At 41.3% G+C, this 20,920-nt stretch carries 19 protein-coding genes; 10 read left to right on the forward strand and 9 right to left on the reverse strand.

Annotated features, from left to right (window positions below):
- The first annotated feature begins 2 nt into the window (after positions 1-2).
- Positions 3-407, forward strand: a complete 405-nt coding sequence (locus ACOYVE_RS09275) for a CoA-binding protein (protein ID WP_014857119.1) — start codon at positions 3-5, stop codon at positions 405-407.
- 4 nt (positions 408-411) lie between these two features.
- Positions 412-1,128 carry an RsmE family RNA methyltransferase gene (locus ACOYVE_RS09280; protein ID WP_014857120.1) on the forward strand — a complete coding sequence of 239 codons (717 nt, stop codon included), beginning with the start codon at positions 412-414 and terminating at the stop codon, positions 1,126-1,128.
- Here the strand turns inward: ACOYVE_RS09280 and ACOYVE_RS09285 are convergent.
- From ACOYVE_RS09285 to floA, 7 genes are read right to left on the reverse strand one after another with little or no spacing between them, the layout of a single operon-like run.
- Positions 1,112-1,927 carry a purine-nucleoside phosphorylase gene (locus ACOYVE_RS09285; protein ID WP_014857121.1) on the reverse strand — a complete coding sequence of 272 codons (816 nt, stop codon included), beginning with the start codon at positions 1,925-1,927 and terminating at the stop codon, positions 1,112-1,114. The two genes, ACOYVE_RS09280 and ACOYVE_RS09285, sit on opposite strands and share 17 nt — an antisense overlap.
- Positions 1,927-3,279 (reverse strand): NupC/NupG family nucleoside CNT transporter, encoded by a 1,353-nt coding sequence (locus tag ACOYVE_RS09290; RefSeq protein WP_014857122.1) that lies wholly within the window; start codon positions 3,277-3,279, stop codon positions 1,927-1,929. The genes ACOYVE_RS09285 and ACOYVE_RS09290 overlap by 1 nt, the downstream gene beginning before the upstream one ends.
- A gap of 3 nt (positions 3,280-3,282) precedes the next feature.
- Positions 3,283-3,852, reverse strand: coding sequence for a thymidine kinase (locus ACOYVE_RS09295; RefSeq protein ID WP_014857123.1), 570 nt, complete (start codon positions 3,850-3,852; stop codon positions 3,283-3,285).
- Position 3,853: 1 nt separating this feature from the next.
- A complete protein-coding gene (gene cdd / locus ACOYVE_RS09300) occupies positions 3,854-4,249 on the reverse strand; it encodes a cytidine deaminase (RefSeq protein WP_041356637.1) in 396 nt (131 codons plus the stop codon).
- A gap of 57 nt (positions 4,250-4,306) precedes the next feature.
- The gene (locus ACOYVE_RS09305; protein ID WP_014857125.1) at positions 4,307-6,292 is read right to left on the reverse strand and encodes an ATP-dependent helicase; all 1,986 of its coding nucleotides are present in this window, start codon (positions 6,290-6,292) and stop codon (positions 4,307-4,309) included.
- Positions 6,292-6,720 carry a hypothetical protein gene (locus ACOYVE_RS09310; RefSeq protein ID WP_014857126.1) on the reverse strand — a complete coding sequence of 143 codons (429 nt, stop codon included), beginning with the start codon at positions 6,718-6,720 and terminating at the stop codon, positions 6,292-6,294. The genes ACOYVE_RS09305 and ACOYVE_RS09310 overlap by 1 nt, the downstream gene beginning before the upstream one ends.
- A complete protein-coding gene (gene floA, locus ACOYVE_RS09315; RefSeq protein WP_014857127.1) occupies positions 6,720-7,724 on the reverse strand; it encodes a flotillin-like protein FloA in 1,005 nt (334 codons plus the stop codon). Before floA ends, ACOYVE_RS09310 begins: the two co-directional genes overlap by 1 nt.
- 197 nt (positions 7,725-7,921) lie before the next feature.
- On the opposite strand from floA, the gene ACOYVE_RS09320 reads away from it, so the two are divergent.
- Genes ACOYVE_RS09320 through ACOYVE_RS09350 form a run of 7 tightly spaced genes read left to right on the forward strand, consistent with a single transcriptional unit; the run spans position 7,922 to position 15,718 of the window.
- Positions 7,922-10,483 carry an ATP-dependent Clp protease ATP-binding subunit gene (locus ACOYVE_RS09320; RefSeq protein WP_422881650.1) on the forward strand — a complete coding sequence of 854 codons (2,562 nt, stop codon included), beginning with the start codon at positions 7,922-7,924 and terminating at the stop codon, positions 10,481-10,483.
- Complete coding sequence (locus ACOYVE_RS09325) at positions 10,476-10,766, forward strand: 4a-hydroxytetrahydrobiopterin dehydratase (RefSeq protein WP_014857129.1); 291 nt, start codon at positions 10,476-10,478, stop codon at positions 10,764-10,766. The genes ACOYVE_RS09320 and ACOYVE_RS09325 overlap by 8 nt, the downstream gene beginning before the upstream one ends.
- Complete coding sequence (gene pyrE, locus ACOYVE_RS09330) at positions 10,759-11,337, forward strand: orotate phosphoribosyltransferase (protein WP_014857130.1); 579 nt, start codon at positions 10,759-10,761, stop codon at positions 11,335-11,337. The genes ACOYVE_RS09325 and pyrE overlap by 8 nt, the downstream gene beginning before the upstream one ends.
- 4 nt (positions 11,338-11,341) lie before the next feature.
- Positions 11,342-12,610 (forward strand): M64 family metallopeptidase, encoded by a 1,269-nt coding sequence (locus tag ACOYVE_RS09335; RefSeq protein WP_422881652.1) that lies wholly within the window; start codon positions 11,342-11,344, stop codon positions 12,608-12,610.
- On the forward strand, positions 12,610-13,845 hold the full coding sequence (locus ACOYVE_RS09340; RefSeq protein ID WP_014857132.1) for a PP2C family protein-serine/threonine phosphatase: 1,236 nt from the start codon (positions 12,610-12,612) through the stop codon (positions 13,843-13,845). Before ACOYVE_RS09335 ends, ACOYVE_RS09340 begins: the two co-directional genes overlap by 1 nt.
- Positions 13,845-15,158, forward strand: coding sequence for a 4Fe-4S dicluster domain-containing protein (locus ACOYVE_RS09345; protein ID WP_422881654.1), 1,314 nt, complete (start codon positions 13,845-13,847; stop codon positions 15,156-15,158). The genes ACOYVE_RS09340 and ACOYVE_RS09345 overlap by 1 nt, the downstream gene beginning before the upstream one ends.
- A 14-nt stretch (positions 15,159-15,172) precedes the next feature.
- Positions 15,173-15,718 carry a BMC domain-containing protein gene (locus ACOYVE_RS09350; protein ID WP_014857135.1) on the forward strand — a complete coding sequence of 182 codons (546 nt, stop codon included), beginning with the start codon at positions 15,173-15,175 and terminating at the stop codon, positions 15,716-15,718.
- On the opposite strand, the gene ACOYVE_RS09355 is transcribed toward ACOYVE_RS09350, so the two are convergent.
- Positions 15,719-16,069, reverse strand: coding sequence for a cupin domain-containing protein (locus tag ACOYVE_RS09355; RefSeq protein ID WP_422881656.1), 351 nt, complete (start codon positions 16,067-16,069; stop codon positions 15,719-15,721). It lies immediately after the preceding gene.
- A gap of 69 nt (positions 16,070-16,138) precedes the next feature.
- On the opposite strand from ACOYVE_RS09355, the gene ACOYVE_RS09360 reads away from it, so the two are divergent.
- Positions 16,139-16,918 carry an SDR family NAD(P)-dependent oxidoreductase gene (locus ACOYVE_RS09360; protein ID WP_014857137.1) on the forward strand — a complete coding sequence of 260 codons (780 nt, stop codon included), beginning with the start codon at positions 16,139-16,141 and terminating at the stop codon, positions 16,916-16,918.
- On the opposite strand, the gene ACOYVE_RS09365 is transcribed toward ACOYVE_RS09360, so the two are convergent.
- Entirely contained in the window at positions 16,915-20,793 is a 3,879-nt protein-coding gene (locus tag ACOYVE_RS09365; protein ID WP_014857138.1) for an AAA family ATPase, read from the reverse strand. The genes ACOYVE_RS09360 and ACOYVE_RS09365 overlap by 4 nt on opposite strands.
- Positions 20,794-20,920: the final 127 nt, after the last annotated feature.

Genomic DNA, 20,920 nt, shown 5'->3' on the forward strand with positions numbered 1-20,920 from the left:
ATATGTATAACAACAACGAATGTGAATTGCTGAAAAATTCAAAGCGGATTGCGGTGGTAGGCTTATCACGCAATCCGTTTAAAACAAGCAGAATGATTGCCGATTATTTGATCCGCAACGGCTACGAAATAGCGGGCGTCAATCCGAATTTGAACGACGACTTCGATATACCGGTCTTTAAATCTCTGACCGATATCCCTTTCGATATCGATATTGTTAATATTTTCAGAAGGTCTGAAGATATTCCGGAACTGATTCCCGACATACTTGAAATTAAACCTCGCGGAGTCTGGCTGCAGCTTGGAATACGCAACGACGACGCTGTCGCTCCGTTAATCAAAAACGGTATTACGGTTATACAGGACGAATGCATTAAGATTGTTCACTCGATGTGCTTCGGAGGATAGATAATTGAGCGATTCTTTTCTTTCAGAAATAGAGCTTTATTATTCGGATGCGATTGAAGGAACAAAAACGATTGTCTTGAGTCGGGAAGAATCGCATCATTTGACCAAAGTTATGCGTCACAATACCGGAGACGAAATTTACGTCACCGACGGCAAAGGGAATATCTACCGGACAGTCATATTCGATATTTCAAAAAGAGAAGTCAAAACGGAAATCAAACAAATCTATTCTTATCCGGACAAATTTAAAAATATAACCTTTTGTTTGCCGCGGCTCAAAAATGCAGAACGGTTCGAAGCGGCTCTGGAAAAATCGATCGAGCTGGGTATAACGAATTTCATCGTTTTCGAATCGAAGAGAACCGTTGCCAGGGGCGAAAAACTTAACAGATGGAATAAAATTGCGCTGGCTGCGATGAAACAATCCCTGAGAAGCTGGAAACCCGTCGTCGGTTATGCTGAGAATTTGCATGAAATTTCTTTTAACGGTGAGATAATAATTTTCGAACAAAAGGGTAATGACACACTGACGGAATATTTGAACAATAATTACGATAGCAATAAAAATTATTTTTTCATATTTGGTCCGGAAGGGGGATTTGAAAGTTCTGAAATTGAAGCTTTCGAAAACGCTAGTCTGCTGAAACTTACAGAAAACAGATTGAGAAGCGAGACAGCCGTCATCGCCGCCGCCGCGCTTCTGGCTACATTAATTCGATAGATTTCTTTACAAGGCGTTCGAATTTATCTTTTACAAGCTCTGCTGTGTCTATTACTTCCTGATGCGACAATTTATTCTGCGAAATGCCCGCCGCCATATTGGTAATACATGAAATCGAAGAAGTTTCCATTCCCATTAAATGCGCGTAATAAGCTTCGTGGACTGTGGACATTCCGACTGCGTCGCAATTCATTCGGGCAGCCATTTCGATTTCCGCAGGAGTTTCGTATGAAGGACCTTTGTTGAACCAATAGACTCCTTCTTTGAGGGGTATCATTTCTTCGGAAGCCGCTCTTTTGATTACGTCGTTCAGATATTCCGAAGGGAAGCTGCGGTTTCTGCTTTCGATATTTCCCGCTCCCATAACTTCGGCCATCTCTTTTTTGATATTAAAAGAAATGAAAGAGGAAGTAAGCATTAAATCTCCGGGTATAAAATATTTATTGACTCCGCCCGCCGCGTTTGTAAGAATGATTTTTTCTACGCCCATTTGAGATGCAATATGAACAGGCAGCAGGCAATCTGAAAGTCTGTAACCTTCATAGAAATGAAGTCTACCCTGAACGAGTAATATTTTTTTATTGTTGTATTCGACGAAATGAAGATAACCTTTATGACCTTCCACAGTCGATTTCGGATAACCGGGAATTTCGTTTGTCGGAATAGTAAATTTATTAACGAAGTTATCCGCAAAGCCGCCCAAGCCGCTGCCGAGTACAATGCAAATCTCAGGTTTAAAGGGAATTATTCCGCCGATATTTTCAATTATATTTTTGTATTTGTCTTTTAAGTTTATCATCAGATTAATATTCCCGCAAGAGTGGCGGTAAGTAGATTCGCCAGAGTTCCTCCAATAACGGCTTTAAGGCCCAGTTCTGCCAGGTCGCTCCTTCTGGAAGGAGCCAAAGGTGAAATTCCTCCGATTTGGATGGCAATTGAACTGAAATTTGCAAAGCCGCATAAAGCGTAAGTTGCCATGAACATGGCTTTTTCATTTGTGAAAATATTCGATTCTATTAGAGCGCTCATATCGAGATACGCTACAAATTCATTTAGCACAACTTTAGTCCCGATCAAACTTCCGAAATGATATGCGCTTTCCCACGGAACGCCGATGCCGTAAGCTAAAAATTGCAGTACTGAACCGAACAGGAATTGCATACTTAATTTTGCGTCGAATTTATCTTGCAGGAAAGAATTGATTCCCGAAAAATCGCCCAGCCAGCCGAGAAAATAATTAATCATTGCTATCAAAGCGATAAAAGCGATTAACATGGCTGCAACGTTCAATGCTAAAGTCATTCCTTCGGACGCGCCTGCCGCGGCTGCTTCGATCACGTTCGAAGCGGATTTTTCGACTTTTACTTTTACTTTGCCCTTCGTTTCGGGCTCTCCGGTTTCCGGGAAAATTATTTTGGAAATCAATAACGCCGCCGGAGCGGCCATAACGCTGGCGCCCAATAAATGAGTGGCAAAAATCAATTGGGCTTCTTCGAGAGGGATATTGTGCGTTTTTGAAAAAGCCACGCCCAATATTTGAATATAAGCCGCCATAACCCCGCCGGCGATGGTAGCCATTCCGCCCACCATTATAGTCAAAAGTTCACTTTTGGTCATTCCTTTCAGATAAGGTTTAATCATAAGAGGCGCTTCTGTTTGACCGACGAAAATATTGGCGGTGCATGAGAGCGATTCGGCTCCGCTTGTTCCCATTACTTTAGCCATTATCCATGCCATCCCTTCGACGATCTTTTGCATTATTCCCAAGTAATAAAGCACCGACATCAAACTGGCGAAGAATATAATGGTCGGTAAAACCTGGAAAGCAAAAAAGACTCCCATGCTTTCTTCGTTTCCGGGACCAAGACCGAGACTACCGAATACGAATTTTGCCCCTTCAGTAGTAAAATTAAGAATAAGAACGAAAAAGCTGCTGATAAATCTGAAAAATTCCTTAGGCCATCCGAGCGGCGAAAAATATGATCCGAGAATATCTCCCTTCAGAATTATAATTGCAAAAGCAATCTGGATTAACAAACCTGAAATTACGAGTCGCCAATTGACCTGCTTTTTATTATTCGACATTAAATACGCAATGCCGATTAATAAAAGTATTCCCAAGATTCCTCTGAATAACGAAATAAATTCCATAAATCAATCCGGTATATAATGACATTTACGGCATCGCGCTTCGTAGCTGTCCGATGCTCCCACTAAAACTCTTTCGTGCGAAACTATTTTTCTTTGAGTCCTGTCGGCAATGTTTCCGCAGACGACGCAAATTGCCAGTGTTTTTGTAATGAATTCTGCTGTCGCCAGCAATTGGGGAATCGGTTCGAACGGTTCGCCTCTATAATCCTGGTCGAGTCCGGCCACAATCACCCGCTTGCCCTCGTCGGCAAGTTTATTGCAGACGTCGACCAATTTTAAATCGAAAAATTGAGCTTCGTCGATGCCGATTACCTGAGCGTCGCCGGCAAGTTCCAAAATGTCTTCCGCCTTGTCTATTAATATCGACGGCAGCGACTGCTCGTTATGTGAAACAATTTCTGTTTCGGAATATCTTGTGTCGATTTTCGGTTTGAAAATTTTAACTTTTTGTTTGGCAATAATCGCTCTTTTTAGTCTGCGAATCAATTCTTCTGTTTTGCCGCTGAACATACATCCCGCAATAACTTCAATCCAGCCGGCGCCCAACGGGTAAAAATGCGTAACAGGTTCCATATTATTCCAGATTTTCCTTATCGAATGAAAAAGGGAGTAATTCTTCGAGAGTCATTTCCTTTATTTCGCCTTTTTTATTGTTCATAATGACCGACAAATCTTTTCCGCATAATTCGGAAAGCACCTGTCGGCAGGCGCCGCAGGGGGGAGTAAAGTCTTCGGAATCGCTTACAATTGCAATCGCATCGAATTCTTTTTCGCCTTCTAGTACTGCTCTGAATGCGGCTGTTCTTTCGGCGCAGATTGTCAATCCGTAAGATGAATTTTCGATATTGGCTCCCAGATAAATTTTACCGCTTTTTGTTATCAACGCGGCGCCAACATGAAAATTTGAATAGGGAGCATAAGCTTTTCTCGCCGCTTCCACTGCTTTGGAGATTAATTGTTCTTTGTCCAATTTTCTTACCATTTTTATTCGAAAGATAATTCAAACTTCTTAACTAAGCTAATAAAATTATCCGTCTTCGAGCAGCCATTGAGTGGCGAGCTCTTCGCTTACTCCGTCGATGAACCTGGAAGGCTTGGCAAAAGTAATTCCCTGGAATCTGTCGAAGATATTCATCGGATAACATACGAACAAGTTTTGTTTTGCGCGCGTCGATGCGACATACATAAGTCGCCGTTCTTCTTCCAAAGATTCGACTTTGTCGAACGATTGCGTTGACGGAAAGAATCCGTCGGCGGCATGAATTATAAAGACCGTATGCCATTCCAGCCCTTTGGCTGAATGGATGGTCGATAATGTAAGAAATTCATTTTCTTTATCCGTGGCTTCGATATCGACAACCGAATCCTGAGGCGGTTCGAGAGCCATGTCCGTCAAAAAGCTTTCCAGGCTTCTGTAGTTCTCTGCAATATTAATAAATATATCGAGATCTTTCTTCCGCTTATTCCAGTCGTCGTATTTTTCTATAAATAAATGATGATAGTATTTCATCGCAATTTCAGCCTTGTCTGCCGGGAGCGTATTCTTAGTATGAATTTCGTGTAACACATTGAAAAGATTATAAATTCTGTCGTTGTAACTATTGCTCAAAGTTTTATCGGGGGAACTTTTAATAGTCAGAATACCTTTTGCCAATTTATCCATTATTGCCCGCGCCTTTTTGGGACCGATGCCTTCATGGAGTAAAAGCACGCGATACCAGCTTACGAAATCGAGCGGATTAGAAGCGATTCTAAGAAAAGCCAGAAGGTCTTTTACATGCGCCGCTTCAATGAATTTCATTCCGCCGAATTTAACGTACGGAATATTGGCTTTGTTCAGCTCTATCTCCAAATCGAAAGAGTGATACGAAGAACGGAATAAAACCGCCATCTCGTCGAGCGGAACATCTTCTTCCCTCAACTCGAGTATCTTTTCCACAATAAAACGCGATTGCATGTTTTCGTTTGCGGCGCAGATTATACCGGGCAACTCACCGCCTGTTTTTCTGCTGTAGAGGTGTTTCGGATATTTTTCGATTGCATGTTCTATTATGTAATTCGAGAAGTCGAGTATTTCCTGCGTGCTGCGATAATTTTCTTCGAGCGTAATAATTTTTACGTCTTTGAACAGTTTGGGAAATTCCATTATATTTTTGAATGTGGCTCCGCGGAACGAATAGATCGATTGAGAATCGTCGCCCACTACCATTATATTTTCGTTTATCTGACCGAGCCCTTTAATTATTTCCGCCTGGAGATGATTGGTGTCCTGATATTCGTCAACCATTACGAATTTTATCGTATTCAGAAACGATTTGGCGGCGGGGCTGAAATCGAGCAAAAAGTTTTTAAGATAAATCAATAAGTCGTCGTAATCGAGCAAATTATTCTGTCTTTTATAAGAATCGTAAACTTTTTTAATGTCGTTGAATTTGTCGGCATATTCGAGAAAGTGGGGATATTCTTCTTCGATCAATTTCTCAATAGTCTTGCCCGTATTAACCGAAAGGCTAAGAATTTTATAAATAGTCTGTTTGTTAGGAAATCTTTTTTTGTCTTTTGTCGGATTGAGTTCGCTTCTTATTAAATTTATTACGTCTTCGCTGTCGCTTTGGTCGAGTATTGTAAATCCGCCGTCCAGGTTAACAGCCTTGGCATATTTCCGAAGAGTAATATTTGCGAAAGAATGGAAAGTGCCTCCGTTAACTTTCGAACAGCGGTTGTCGAGCAGCATAGCGGCTCTGTCGAGCATTTCTTTTGCGGCTTTGCGCGTAAATGTAAGCAATAATATAGACGAAGGATTGTAGCCCAATTCTGTCAGGCGAGCCACGCGGTATACCAGCGTGCGGGTTTTTCCGCTTCCCGCTCCCGCGATGACGAGATAATTTCCTTCGACTGCGGAAACAGCTTCGTATTGCGAAGGATTTAATTCATCTCTGTAATTAATGCTGAACCGGGATTCGTCGACAATTTCCTGTTTATTAATCCTTTTTAATACGTACTTTTTAGCCATTATCTTCGGAATGCTTTCGGTTTATTCAGTATTTCGGATATAAGATAAAGCTCCCTCAAAGTTTGAGGATTTTTCATCTTCATTCGAATTGAATCCGCCTTTGTTCGAACTTTTTTCTTTTGATATGCTTCGTTAACTTTTTTAACCGGAGATTTGAATTCCGTTTCTATTTTGGTCTGCGCCGTTTTTACAGATTCTTTGTAATTGTCGAATTCTTTTTCGGGATTCCACGAAATAGTATTCTCGTTTTGCGTTTGTTGAGGTGTTTTTATGCCGAATAGATCCTCAAGCAAATCGGGGGAAGACTCGGGAGAAGAGTTTTCTTCTCCCTCGTCGGAACTTTCCGATTTTTTTCTGGCGGCAAAAATCGAGCTTACTACCGAATAGATAAGAAAAAGCATTATCAATATTTCAAACAAACTGTCCATTACTCTTGATCTTTGTTTTTATTTTTATCTTTATCTTCTTCGGGTTTTGCAATCGAGGCTCTCATTTCAGTATCGGCCTGAATGTTTTTTATGTTATAATAATCGATAACGCCGAGGTTGCCTTTTCTGAATGCTTCCGCAATGGCTCTCGGTATTTCCGCTTCGGCTTCGACTACTTTGGCGCGCATACGAGCTACTTCCGCAGTCATTTCCTGTTCCAGAGCGACTGCAGCGGCGCGTCTTTCTTCGGCTTTAGCCCGGGCAACTTTCAAATCGGCTTCCGCCTGGTCGGTCTGTAATATGGCTCCGATATTGATGCCCACATCTACGTCCGCAATATCGATTGAAAGAATTTCGAACGCCGTGCCCGCGTCGAGACCTTTTGAGAGAACCACTTTCGAAATGCTGTCCGGATTTTCGAGCACTTCTTTGTGAGAATTGCTGGAACCGATCGTGGAAACTATCCCTTCGCCTACACGAGCAAGAATAGTCGCTTCGCCCGCGCCTCCAACAAGTCTTTCGAGATTGGTTCTGACGGTAATTCTTGCCACAGCTTTCAATTGAATTCCGTCTTTTGCGACCGCCGCGACGAGCGGAGTTTCGATTACTTTAGGATTTACCGACATTTTAACTGCTTCGAGAACATCCCTGCCCGCCAAATCGATAGCAGCAGCCTTTTCGAATCCGAGGTCGAGATTTGCTTTGTTTGCCGAAATCAAGGCATTGACTACTTTAGTAACGTTTCCGCCGGCGAGATAATGAGCCTCCAGAAGAGAAATATCGAGTTCAATTCCGGCTTTCGTTGCCGAGATAAGATTCCTGATGATTACTTGAGGCGAAACTTTTCTCAGGCGCATTCCGATTAAATCCCTGAATATCTTTACTTTTACGCCCGAAAAGTATGCCGTAATATAGAGCCCGATCGGCACGAAATAGAAAAATACCATCAGGAAAAGAACTATCGCAATAATAATAATGATCGATACCCCCGTTAAAGCTTCCATTTTAACTCCATTTTTTTATAAACCCTTTACAAAATATAAATTCATTCCGATTATTACAATTTAGCGGAGCCAAAATCAACACGAAAAAAGATAAATTTGTATTACCTTGCTAACTGAATTTGCAATATTTATATTTAAGAAACCATTTGAGCCGATTTACTGTTTAAGACTGAAAGAAAAAGAGAGGAATTATAATTATGGAAGGAAATTTTTCAGAAAGGGTACAGGAAGTCATTCGATTAAGTCGAGAAGAAGCTCTCAGACTGGGTCATGATTATATAGGTACGGAACACCTTCTTCTGGGTATTATCCGGGAAGGACAGGGAGTTGCCGTCAAGATATTGAGAAATCTTGGCGTCGACCTGGTTAAATTGAAAAAAGCCATTGAAGACACCGTCAGAACGTCGGGCGGAACTCTTACCATCGGCAATATACCGCTTACCAAACAAGCCGAAAAAGTGCTCAAGATTACCCAGATTGAATCGAAGATTTACAAATCCGATGTAATAGGAACCGAACATATACTTCTTTCGCTCCTGAGAGACGAAGACAATATCGCTACTCAGATATTGCACCAGTTCAATGTTAATTACGACAATGTAAGAGCCGAATTGAACAATATTCTTTCGAGCAAAGAAAGCCAGAAAACATCCGCTCCGTTTGCTCAACCTTTTACGGCAAAGAAAGTCGAGAAGACAAAAACGCCCGTGCTTGACAATTTCGGCAGGGACTTAACAAAACTTGCAATAGAAGACAAATTGGACCCTGTCATAGGAAGAGAAAAAGAGATTGAACGCGTTGCCCAGGTTTTGAGCCGAAGGAAAAAGAACAATCCCGTTTTGATAGGGGAACCAGGAGTAGGAAAGACCGCAATAGCGGAAGGTTTGGCGCTCCGTATTGTTCAAAGGAAAGTGCCCCGCATATTGCAGGACAAACGCGTCGTTACGCTAGATCTGGCGGGCTTGGTTGCGGGCACTAAATACCGCGGTCAATTCGAAGAAAGAATGAAAGCATTGATGAACGAGCTCGAGAAAGCAGACGACGTGATATTATTTATCGACGAACTTCATACAATCGTAGGCGCCGGCGGCGCATCCGGTTCTCTCGACGCTTCGAACATGTTCAAACCGGCATTGGCGCGCGGCGATATACAATGCATAGGAGCCACAACTTTAGACGAGTACAGAAAGTATATCGAAACCGACGGCGCGCTCGACAGAAGATTTCAGAAAGTGATGGTCGACCCGCCTTCTCCCGAAGAAACAATCGAAATCCTCGAGAACATTAAATTCAAGTACGAAGAACATCACCACGTACGATATTCGAGGGAAGCCATCGAAGCGGCTGTACGATTGAGCGAACGATACATTACGGACAGACATCTGCCCGATAAAGCTATCGACGTTATCGACGAAGCCGGTTCGAGAGTTCATATGGGTAATTTTACCGTATCGGAAGAAATACTGCGTCTCGAAGAAGAAATTGAAAAAGTGAAATTACAGAAAATACAGGTCGTCAAACAGCAGGACTACGAAGAAGCTGCCCGATTGCGCGATAAAGAACGTCAATTGCAATCGGACCTAGAAATTGCAAAACGCGAATGGGAAGCTAAAACCCAGGATATGGTCTACGACGTTACGGAAGAAGATATTGCCACTGTCGTTTCGATGATGACCGGAATTCCTACTACGAGAGTCGTTCAGGCCGAAAGCGAAAAACTTCTTAAAATGGAAGAAGCTCTCAAACAAAGAATCGTCGGACAGGACGAAGCTGTTACAAAACTTGCCAAAGCAATTCGAAGAACGCGAGCCGGTCTTAAAAGCGCTAACAGACCGATAGGTACCTTTATTTTCCTCGGACCGACCGGAGTCGGTAAGACTGAATTAGCCAAAGAACTTGCCCGTTATTTATTCGATACAGAAGACGCGCTTATACGTATCGATATGAGCGAGTATATGGAGAAATTTTCGGTATCCAGACTGGTCGGAGCTCCTCCGGGATATGTCGGCTACGAAGAAGGCGGTCAATTGACAGAACGCGTCAGAAGAAAACCGTACTCGGTTGTGCTTTTCGACGAAATTGAAAAAGCGCATCCCGACGTATTCAATATCCTCCTGCAGGTTCTCGACGACGGGGTCTTAACAGACAGTCTCGGCAGAAGAGTCGACTTTAAGAATACGATTATTATTATGACGTCGAATGTAGGTACGAAAGACATCAAAGTAACCGGCGGATTCGGTTTCGGCGACGTCACGGAAGCCGACGCATACACTACGTTGAAAAACACAGTCGAAGACGCAATGAAAAAGCTCTTCAATCCTGAATTCCTTAACAGGATCGATGAAACCATCGTCTTCAGAAGTCTCGACAAGGAAGACATCAAACAGATTATCAATATCGAAATGAAAGACCTGGTTAAGAATCTTCAGGAAAATAAGATGACTATCGAATTGCACAAATCTGCCATTGAATTTCTGTCCGATAAAGGTTTTGACCCTAAATACGGCGCAAGGCCTTTGAAACGCGCGATTCAAAAATATATCGAAGATCCGCTGGCTGAGGAATTACTGTTAGGTCAGTTCAAAGAAGGCGATAAAATAATCGTAAAACATAAAAAGAATACTGAAGAGCTTTATTTCGTTCCGGATAAAAAATCGCAGGAAGAAAATGAAGAAGTACAGAACAAATCCGACGACGAAGTAAAAAATACGGATAAAGAAGAAGAAAACAGCGAAGAAAAGAACACTATTAATGAATAAACTCGACGAGAAATCGATATCCGAAAGACTGCCCTCATTAAAAGGGTGGTCTTTCGACAATAATAAATTGATACGCAATTTCAAACTCGATTCTTTCTCGGACGCGGTTGCGTTTGTCGTCAAGATCGCCATCGAATCCGAAAAAATCGATCATCATCCCGACATCAGATTATTCGGATGGAATAATGTGGAAGTAACTCTACAGACTCACAACGTTAACGGTATTACCGAAAATGACTTTAAACTCGCTAATTCAATAAACATTTTATACTCTAATGGATAAACAACAAATTCTCGATATTTTTTTGAAAACAGAAGCCTTACTCGAAGGTCATTTCTTATTGACCTCCGGCAGACACAGCAACCAATATTTTCAATGCGCTCTGGTGCTTCAGTATCCGGAATACAATTCATTGATTTCCGGGATGATTGCAGAACATTTTAAAAACCATGAAATTGATATCGTTATATCGCCCGCAATCGGAGGAATTGTTGTCGGGCAGGAAGTAGCGCGTCAGTTAAACAAGAAATCGATATTCGCCGAACGAGAGGATAAAACCCTAACTCTAAGAAGAGGTTTCAACATCGAAGCTGGTAAAAAATACCTTGTGTGCGAAGACGTGGTAACTACGGGCGGTTCGGTATTCGAAGTAATGGATATAGTAAGAAAAGGCGGCGGTATTGTTGCGGGAGTCGGTTTTATAGTCGACAGGAGCAACAATAAGGTCGATTTCGGCGTGCCGCAGTTCAGTACATTGCAACTGGAGGTTAAATCTTTTCTTCCTGAAGAATGCCCTCTTTGCAAAGAAAATAAGATACCTCTCGTAAAACCCGGTTCCAGAAAAATCAAATAAAAACATGAAAAATATTTTCTTTTTTGTTTTTCTATTCTATGTGTCGCTCTATTCTCAATCGGAATTCAATAAATATTTTCTCGATAAGACTCTCCGTATCGATTTTTATCAAACCGGAGATAAAGATACAGAGATTATTTCATTAAACCGATTGATCGAAGAACCGTATTGGGGCGGTTCGAAAGTGAATTTAATCGATACGTTTTATTACGGTAATTATTTCCTGAAAGTTTATAATATTTCCGACAATAAACTTATTTATTCGAGGGGATTCTCGACACTGTTTCAAGAATGGCAAACTACGGACGAAGCCGATACCGTAGTTAAAACATTCGCCTGCTCGGTAACATTTCCGTATCCCAAATCGAAAGTAAGAATCGAAATCGACAAAAGAGACCGGCAAGGAATATTCATTAATAAATTTTCTTATGTAATCGATACGAGCAATTATTTTATAGTTAAGGAACGACCGAAAAAATACGATACTTTCAAAGTTCATTACAGCGGAGATCATCATAAAAAGCTCGATATAGTTTTTCTGCCTGAAGGTTACACAGTCGATGAAATGGAAAAATTTCGGAGCGATTGCAACCGATTCGCGGAATACCTTTTTGAATTTTCCCCTTTCGATGAACTGAAAGAAAGAATCAATATCTGGGGAATAGAAGCCCCTTCCGGCGAAACGGGCGCCGATATTCCGGCAGAAAATATCTGGAAGAATACGCTTTTAAAATCCAGACTCTACACTTTTGACAGCGAACGTTATTTGATGACCGAAGATTATTATACAGTCAGAGACGTAGCGTCTAATGCTCCTTACGATCAGATTTTTATTATAGTAAATACTGCCAAATACGGCGGGGGAGCAATTTATAATTTTTATAATGTAACCGCTTCGGACAATCGACTATCCAAATTGATTTTCGTTCATGAATTCGGTCACGGGCTGGCGGGACTTGCGGACGAATATGCCGACACGTCTACATACAATGAATTTTATAATCTCGAAACTGAACCGTGGGAACCGAATATAACGACGTTAGTCGATTTCGATTCAAAATGGAAATCATTAATAGATGAAAATACGCCCGTGCCAACGCCGGAAGACTCGACATACGCTGACAAAATCGGAGTATTCGAAGGCGGGGGATACGTTTTGAAAGGCGTTTATAGACCAACGGTTAACAGCTTGATGAGATCGTTCAGTTCTCACGAATTTAACGAAGTGTGTCGAGAAACGATAATTAAAATAATAAATTTCTATTCCGAATAATGGATCAAAAAAAACTTATAAAAACGTTTGACACTATTGCGTCGGGCAATTTCAAAACCGACGCCGAACTGTTGAAGTATGTGCTCGAACAGATAGTGAGTAAAGAACAATTCAACTTAAACGGCGGGAGACTCTGGAAGCTCGATACTTCGGCTGCCGCTTATAAATTGGTCTTTCAGACGGGCAATCTTACCAAGATTCCGGAAAATTACATGTTGTCGATTTCAGAGAATCCGATACTCGAAAAGATTTCGAAGGAACGCACGATCTTAGCGGATGAAACCGACACTACATTGCTGGCGAAAGGAATATTCAGGTATTCGGCGTCGGGAGTGGGCAAGAAAGTAAATGTGAACGGTAAGAAATATTACGAATATCTTCTGGCTGTCAACAGCGACCAGATAGGGGAAGAATTACGAGATACTTTAAATGCGGTAGCCACCGTATTGACTTCAAAATTGCGCGAGAGATACCTGACTGCCATAAGAAAAAATCTGATTAAGGATATCGACAAAGCAAAGGAACTGCAAAAAAGCATACTTCCCGATCATCAATACAATTTTCATTTCTATGAAATATTCGGAGTTACAATCCCCGCCGAAATAGTGGCGGGCGACTTTTACGATTATCTGAAGATCGGCGAAGACGAGGAAAGGCTCGGTATAGTTGTGGGCGATGCCGCTTCGAAAGGACTTGCCGCCGCTGCGGAAGCGATGTATATTTCTGGAGCGGTCAGAATGGCGTCCACTTTTCAGGTAAAAATATCGCCGATGATGTTCAGACTTAATCAGCTTGTCAATAAAATTTTCAGCGACGATAAATTCGTTTCCCTTTTTTATTGCGAATTGTCTATCGACAAAAAAGGACTGTGCCTCTATTCAAATGCGGGACATAATCCGCCGTTGTTTTATAAAAAGAGCGCAAATTCATTTTTCACGTTGGATTCGACTGGACCGCTACTGGGTCCGGCTCCCAATTCCAAATATGAAACCGACAGCATTAATTTCGATAAAAATGATATATTGGTTATCTATACAGACGGAGTTACCGAATCGGCTAACAACAAGTACGAGTTTTACGGCGAGTCGAGACTTTCAGATATTATCAAAAAGAATGCTAATTTAACGTCAAGAGATATTGCTTACGCAATACTCGACGACGTTACTAAATTTTCCACGGGAGAAAGTAAATATCAAGACGATAAAACAATCGTAGTAATTAAAAGGAACGACTGATGGATTTGGTTGAAAAAATTTTTAACGCAGGAATTGTAGGAGCGGGCGGCGGAGGATTCCCGTCGCACATCAAAGCGAAATCGAAAGTCGAGTTTTTATTGGCTAACGGCGCCGAGTGCGAACCGTTAATTCATAAGGATTACGAATTGATGGTTAACTTTCCCGAAAAAATCATTGACGGCATCGAGCATCTTTTGAAACAGACAAACGCAAAAAAAACATTCGTAGGCATTAAAGAAAAAAATAAAAAAGCCATCGACTCGATTGCCGACGCAATTAAAAATCCTTCGATTAACCTTACGCTATTGGGAGATTTTTATCCGTCGGGAGATGAATACGAGCTCGTTTATGCCGCAACAAATAGATTAATCCCTCCGCACGGATTGCCTCTGGATGTCGGTTGCCTTGTCAATAATGTTGAGACTTTGTACAACATTTCAAATGCCACAGAAGAAATTCCCGTCACGAAGAAATTTTTATCCGTAACCGGCGCCGTAAAAAATCCGAAATCTTTTTTCGTCCCCGTAGGAACAAGTTTCAGAGAGCTGATTGAACTTGCAGGTGGAACTGCGTTGCAGGATTACGGTATTTTTGTAAGCGGAATTTTGATGGGACGCTTGACTTTCGATATCGACGAACCTGTTACGAAAACGACAGCTGGTATTATAGTTCTTCCTATCAATCATTATCTGATAGACCGGATGAAACGCCCAATTCATGACATGAACAGAATCGGTAAATCCGCCTGCGATCAATGCAGTTATTGTACGGAATTTTGCCCGAGATATCTTTTAGGCTACGATGTTCAGCCGCACAAAGTTATGCGCTCTCTGGCATTTACAAAAACCGGCGAAAGAGTTTGGAACCAATATGCCGACTTATGCTGTTCGTGCGGGCTCTGTTCACTTTATGCATGTCCCGAAGATCTTTATCCGAGAGAAGCTTGTAATCAAGGCAAAGATTATTTACGAAAAAACGGAATACGATACGAACAGCCGAAAGAAGTAAAAGTTCATCCCATGAAAGAGGGAAGAAGAGCGCCTTTGAAAATGCTTATGAAAAAATTACAATTGACCGATTACGACAAAGCTACGCCTTTTGAAGAAATCGATTATCAGCCGAGAAGCGTCAAGTTGTTGCTTAAACAGCATGCGGGGCAGCCCGCCAAACCGGTCGTAGTATTGAATCAAAGAGTACGCAAAGACGAGCTTGTCGCAGACGTCGAACCCGACAAGGTAGGCGCTAAAATTCACGCTTCGATAGACGGGGTAATAAAAGAAATTACCGATAATTATATTATAATTGAAAATTAATTTCCGGGGCTATTATGAACTCATTGGGATTAGTCGAAATGACGAGCATTGCAGCGGGAATGCAAGCTGCAGACATTATGTTAAAAACTTCGAATGTCGAATTGATTCTTTCGCGAACAATCTGTTCGGGAAAATATATGGTGCTCATCGGAGGCGAAGTAGCAGAAGTCGAAACCGCCGTAGATAACGCCGTCAATCAATTGTCTTTCGGCGTCATCGATACATTTGTAATACCGAACGTTCACAAAGATATTTTCCCTGCGCTGGCGGGACATTCGAGCGTAGAAATGCTGGAAGCTCTCGGAATAATTGAATCGTTTTCGGTAGCCTCTTTGATTGAAGGCGCTGATGCGGCGGTTAAAGCGGCGAGCGTTAAATTAATTGAAATTCGACTTGCAATGGCGCTCGGAGGAAAAGCTTTTTGCACGCTGACCGGCGATGTTGCTGCGGTACAAAGCGCCGTAGACGCGGGAGCAAAAGTAATTGCCGACAGAGGTTTGCTCGTCAATAAAGTGGTGATTCCCAAACCCCGCAAAGAATTGCTTAGCGAAATGATCTGATTATTCGTATTGCTTAGGCACCACACAAATGAAAACAAAATTCGTATTGTCCGAAATATTTTTATACTGGTGGTATTCATTGGGCATCACAAGTGCAAAGTCGCCTTCTTTTAACGGGCGCTCGTTTCCGTCTTTGTCGACGATTATCCCGTATCCTTCAATTACGTAATTAAGTTGCTCGTAATTATGGCTATGATATGGAGTATACCCGTTTGGTTCGAGAGTAAAAACACGCATCGAATATGCGGGCGTACCGTCCTCGGCCGATATCGGAATCTGTTTGTTAGCTTTGTATGCCCCGGAGATATCGACCGCGCGACTTTCTACTTCTTTAATATTAACTATTTTCATAATATCTCCTAAATTTCAAATTAATTATATAATTTAAATATAAAAATATCAAACAAAATTAGCGTTTTTATGAATCTGGCGGATAAATACGGCAAATGGGCAATTGTTACCGGAGCGTCTTCCGGTATTGGAAAAGAATTCGCTCTTTACCTTGCAAATGAAAAGATGAATTTGATATTGATATCGCGCAGAAGCAAAGATGAACTGGCAAAACAATTAATAGAAAAATTCGGTATCGAAGTAATAACGCTCGACATCGATTTGAGCAAACCTGAAAATATGTCTGTTGTTCAAAAGGAAATTGAGAACAGGGATATCGGCATATTAATAAATAACGCCGGATTCGGCAAGGCCGGCGACTTTACGAATCACGATATTCGCACTTATACGGAAATGATTAATCTCAATTGTTTAGCGCCGGTTTACCTGACTGATATTGCGCTCGAAATAATGTTGAATAAGAAAAGAGGAGCCGTAATATTCTTAGGAAGTCTTGTGGCATATCAACCGACGCCGTATATGTCGGTCTACTCGGCAACAAAATCGTTCGATTTGACGTTAGGGCTGGCTCTCTACGGCGAATATAAAAAGAAAGGGATCGACATTCTCGTTGTAAATCCGGGGCCTACAAAGACCGAATTTCATAAAGTTGCGGGTTCCGACGGCGGTTTCTTTCAAAGAGAAGCCGCCGACGTCGTGAAAACGGCGATGAAATCGCTGGGGAAAAAGCCTGCGGTTCTGGATGGAATTATAAATAAAATATTGGTATGCGCCGGCAGATTTATACCGGTTAAATTATCTCTGGCAATTACCGAAAAAATTGCCCGCTCGATTTATGTAAAAAATTAGAATTTTATTTTTTGCACGTCTTCGAGTCTAATGGTCTTAAGATCTTCGTCCGAAGGATTAATTAAAGATGCAATCCTGTTCTCCTGATTACTGATTGCAGTATATAGAATATTTCGGGCGGTCATTGCATTTCTGAAATTAACGTCTCTCTTTTCATATAGCTCGTTGAAAATTTCAAGCAACATTTGAAGAGCTCCTTCGTCGAGCAGATATCCGTGTTTGTCGGCAATGTAATAAGCAACCGCAAGAAGTTGTCGGGGCGTATAATCTTCGAAATAAAGCGCCTGCGAAAAGTACGCCGATAAATCGGGGTTTTTCTCAATTACGGATGTGGCTGCCTCAAAATTATCGGCCAATATTACAACGAACTTGTTTTTATGGCGAGTTATTCCGTTGAGAATCGCGTCGAAAGCTTCTTTCCCGAAATCTTCGGTAAACAGCGTTGAGAAATTATCGATCATTAATATTCCGCCGAGAGAATCTTTAATTAATTCTTCAGCGCGCAATTGAGTCGAATCCTGAAAATTCCTGACAAGGTCGGCTCTTTCCACTTTAACCAGATGACCTTTCGACAATATGCCAAGTTCGCGCAATATATTGCCGAACAATTTTGCCACTGTTGTTTTTCCGGTTCCGTCGTTGCCAATAAAGATTGTATTCAGGTTCTTTTCAATTACATGCAAACCCTTTTCCCGTTTCAACTGAGCAATCTTTGAACCGCTTATTAATTTCAGTATTCCTTCTTTTACGTTTTCCAAACCTACAAGCGAATTCAGTTCGTCCATATATTCTTGAAGTTTGAGGGGATCGCCTTTTACTCTGTATTCTCTTGCATTGTATATTATTCCCGTAACTTCATTTATATCTTCCAGAATTATCGTATTCATTACATCTTCTGTCCGGTCTTTCGGATCGATGTCGGCTATTCTAAGTAAGAGTTTTTTCTTCAGCCTTTCTAGCAGATTCCGAACAATACGGGCGTTGCCGAACTTTCTATCGCGATGTTTATATAAGTCCCTGAAATAACTCAAAAGAGCTTCTTCGGCATCGGGAGCAAGTTTTTTATTATCGCTCGAAAGCGCGCGTTTGATGATTTCCATCATTTCATCGGGCGTATAGTCTTCGAAGACTATCGATTTTGTAAATCTCGATTCGAGTCCGGGATTGCTGTAAACAAATTGTTTCATCTCTTCAGTATAGCCGGCTGCGATTACGATAAATTTTCCTCTGTCGTCTTCCATTCTTTTTAAAAGGATATCGATTGCTTCTCTGCCGAAATCCGAATTGCTTCCGCCGGACTTTGTCAATGCATAAGCTTCGTCGATAAATAGCGTTCCGCCGATAGCTTTGTCGATTACCGCTTTGGTCTTTTCTGCGGTTTGACCGACATAACCCGCAACCAGGCCCTGTCTGTCGGTTTCGACCAAATGACCTTTGCTCAAAATTCCGAGAGCTGAAAATATTTTGCTGAATAAACGCGCAACCGTAGTTTTACCTGTGCCCGGATTTCCCAAAAACAAGTAGTGGTCGGAGAATTTTTCGGTTAAATTTTCGCCCTCTTCGGCAAAGAAACGCGCAAGTTTGACAAGTTCGTTTATTTCTTTCTTGACGCCTGCAAGACCCACCAGATTGTCCAATTCGTCGAGAGCCTCCGACAAAAGCTCTTCGTTGATCGGTGTTTTGTAAGATTTTCCCTTCTCGGGTTTAAATACATTTTGAATATCGCTTACGGTTATGGTGGTTAACTTTTCTTTGCTTCTTTCGGAATCAGGCAGCGATAAGATTCGCTTGCTTAAGTTCAGTTTCGATTCGTCCAATATTTTTTTGATTAGACGCGCATTGCCGAAGGATTTATCCCGGTTTCTGTAGAGGTTAATAAGTTCTTTATTAAGAAATTCTTCGGCTTCCTTGTCCAGTCTGTAATCTTCCGACTTTGCTGACATTTTGAAAATTTCGACAAGTTCGTCCGGAGTATAATCTTCAAAAACAAAAGTATGTGTAAATCTCGATTTAAGTCCCGGATTCGATTCGAGGAAATTATTCATTTCTTCTGGATAGCCAGCGGCAATTACTACAAATTCTCCTTTTTTGTCTTCCATCCTTTTAAGCAGAATATCGACGGCTTCCTGCCCGAAATCCTGAGCGCTACCGCTTTTTTTAATAAGCGTATAAGCTTCGTCGATAAAAAGAACGCCGCCTAACGCATCCTGAATAACTTTTTCTGTTTTTTGAGCTGTTTCTCCTATATATTGGCCTACCAAAGCGGCTCTGTCGACTTCCACTACATGACCGGAGGGAAGTATGCCCATGGCTCTCAGAATGTTCCCGATTAAACGCGCTATTGTAGTTTTACCAGTGCCTGGATTACCAAGAAAAACAGCATTTATTGCAATATTTTCTTCCGATTTTAATCCGTATTTTTTCCGTTCTTTTATGAATTCGAGATATGTAATAAAATCGCGAACGGTTTGCTTAATGTTTTTGAGTCCGATAAACGAATCGAGCTCTTCAAGAAGTTCTTCCAAAGATTTATCATCCGGAGGTTTGACGATATTTTCGCGTTCTTTGGTTTTTATTATTTTTCGTTTTTCTTCATGTTTTTCTTCTTTCTCTTTTATGTAAAAATCGTTTATTCCGAAATATTTTTCTCCGACCTTAAATTCATTTACATAAAGTTCGAGTTTACCCTGACCTTTCTTCCAGAAACCCGGTAAATCCGAGCCGATATTTTGAGTGAATATTACGGAATCCCATTCTTTCGGAACGTTCAGTTTGAAATTGGTTATGCCTGCTTCCATGTCGTCTATGTAAGCGACAATTTTGCAGTTATATTCGCCGTCTTTTATGTTGAATTCTGGATTGTCAAAAATTACTTCTACGCTAATCCAATTGCATCTTTTGTCGATTTGTTTATAGTATTCGCGTACTTTTGTTTTCGATTCCCGTTCCGGGTCGAAAATCTTTATAGAAATTAATTTTATGAAGTCGTTGGGGTAGAGGAGAGAGTTTGTTTTGAAAGCCGAAGTCTTTTCGCTCGTTTTCGACAAATCGGGCAGAGCGATTTTATTTTCGTTTGTAAGCTTGAGCGACGGTTCTTCTTCGTAATCTTCCGTTTCCATGAATTTTATCAGTGCGTTATAAATAAAGTTGAATTTCTTGTTTTTGGCAAACTTGTCTTTTAGTTTATCCGCTTTGCGAAAAGCGGGCAGATACTGAAACAGATAATACATCGATTCAATATTTATCAATTCAGCTTCGTCGCGGTAATATTCCGAATGCTGAAGTAACTTTTCCGAAACGAGCAGTGCGAACCAGTATTCTTTTTTATTAATAGCGTCGGATGCAAGTCCGAGAATTTTCTCGGAATCCTTTTTCCCGATTTTTTTATCGATATCCGAAATAAGTACGGCTTGCTCGAGCAGGGTTTTCAAATAGCTCAACTTTGCGTTGTCATCAGCGCGCAGGAAGGGGGATCTGTTCAAAAGATCAAGCGCTTCCTTGTATTTTTTCAACCCCGCCAACGATCTTATTTTCGTAGACAGCGTCCATTTCAATAAATTAAGTTCATTGTCAATCGACTTATTAATATCGGCGAGAGCTCCTTCATAAATACACATACGAGAAAGGAGATAAGCCCTGTGGAATCGGATACGGGAAGAATCGCTGTCGAGTTCAACGGCTAAATTTGCGTAATCGAGGGCTTTTGTCGGATTGCCGTTTTCGAGATAAGCCCATGCTAGCGATATAATTGCTTCCGGATCGTTCGGACGGAGCGAATATAATTTTTCGGCTGCAGTAAGGGCTAAACGGTATCTGCCATTCCACAAATGTTCGTATATTTCGGATTGAAGATTATTTAAATCTTCGTTCATCATAGGGCAGCACGATAAATTGATTTTTTGTTAAATAAAATATAAAAAGTTAAGAGGATTTACTATAATTTGATAAATTTTTTGTTGCGGGGAACAATTCATGATTAAATGCGTCTTAACTGGCAACAAA

The sequence above is a fragment of the Melioribacter sp. genome, assembly GCF_049325435.1.
Lineage (GTDB): Bacteria > Bacteroidota > Ignavibacteria > Ignavibacteriales > Melioribacteraceae > Melioribacter > Melioribacter roseus.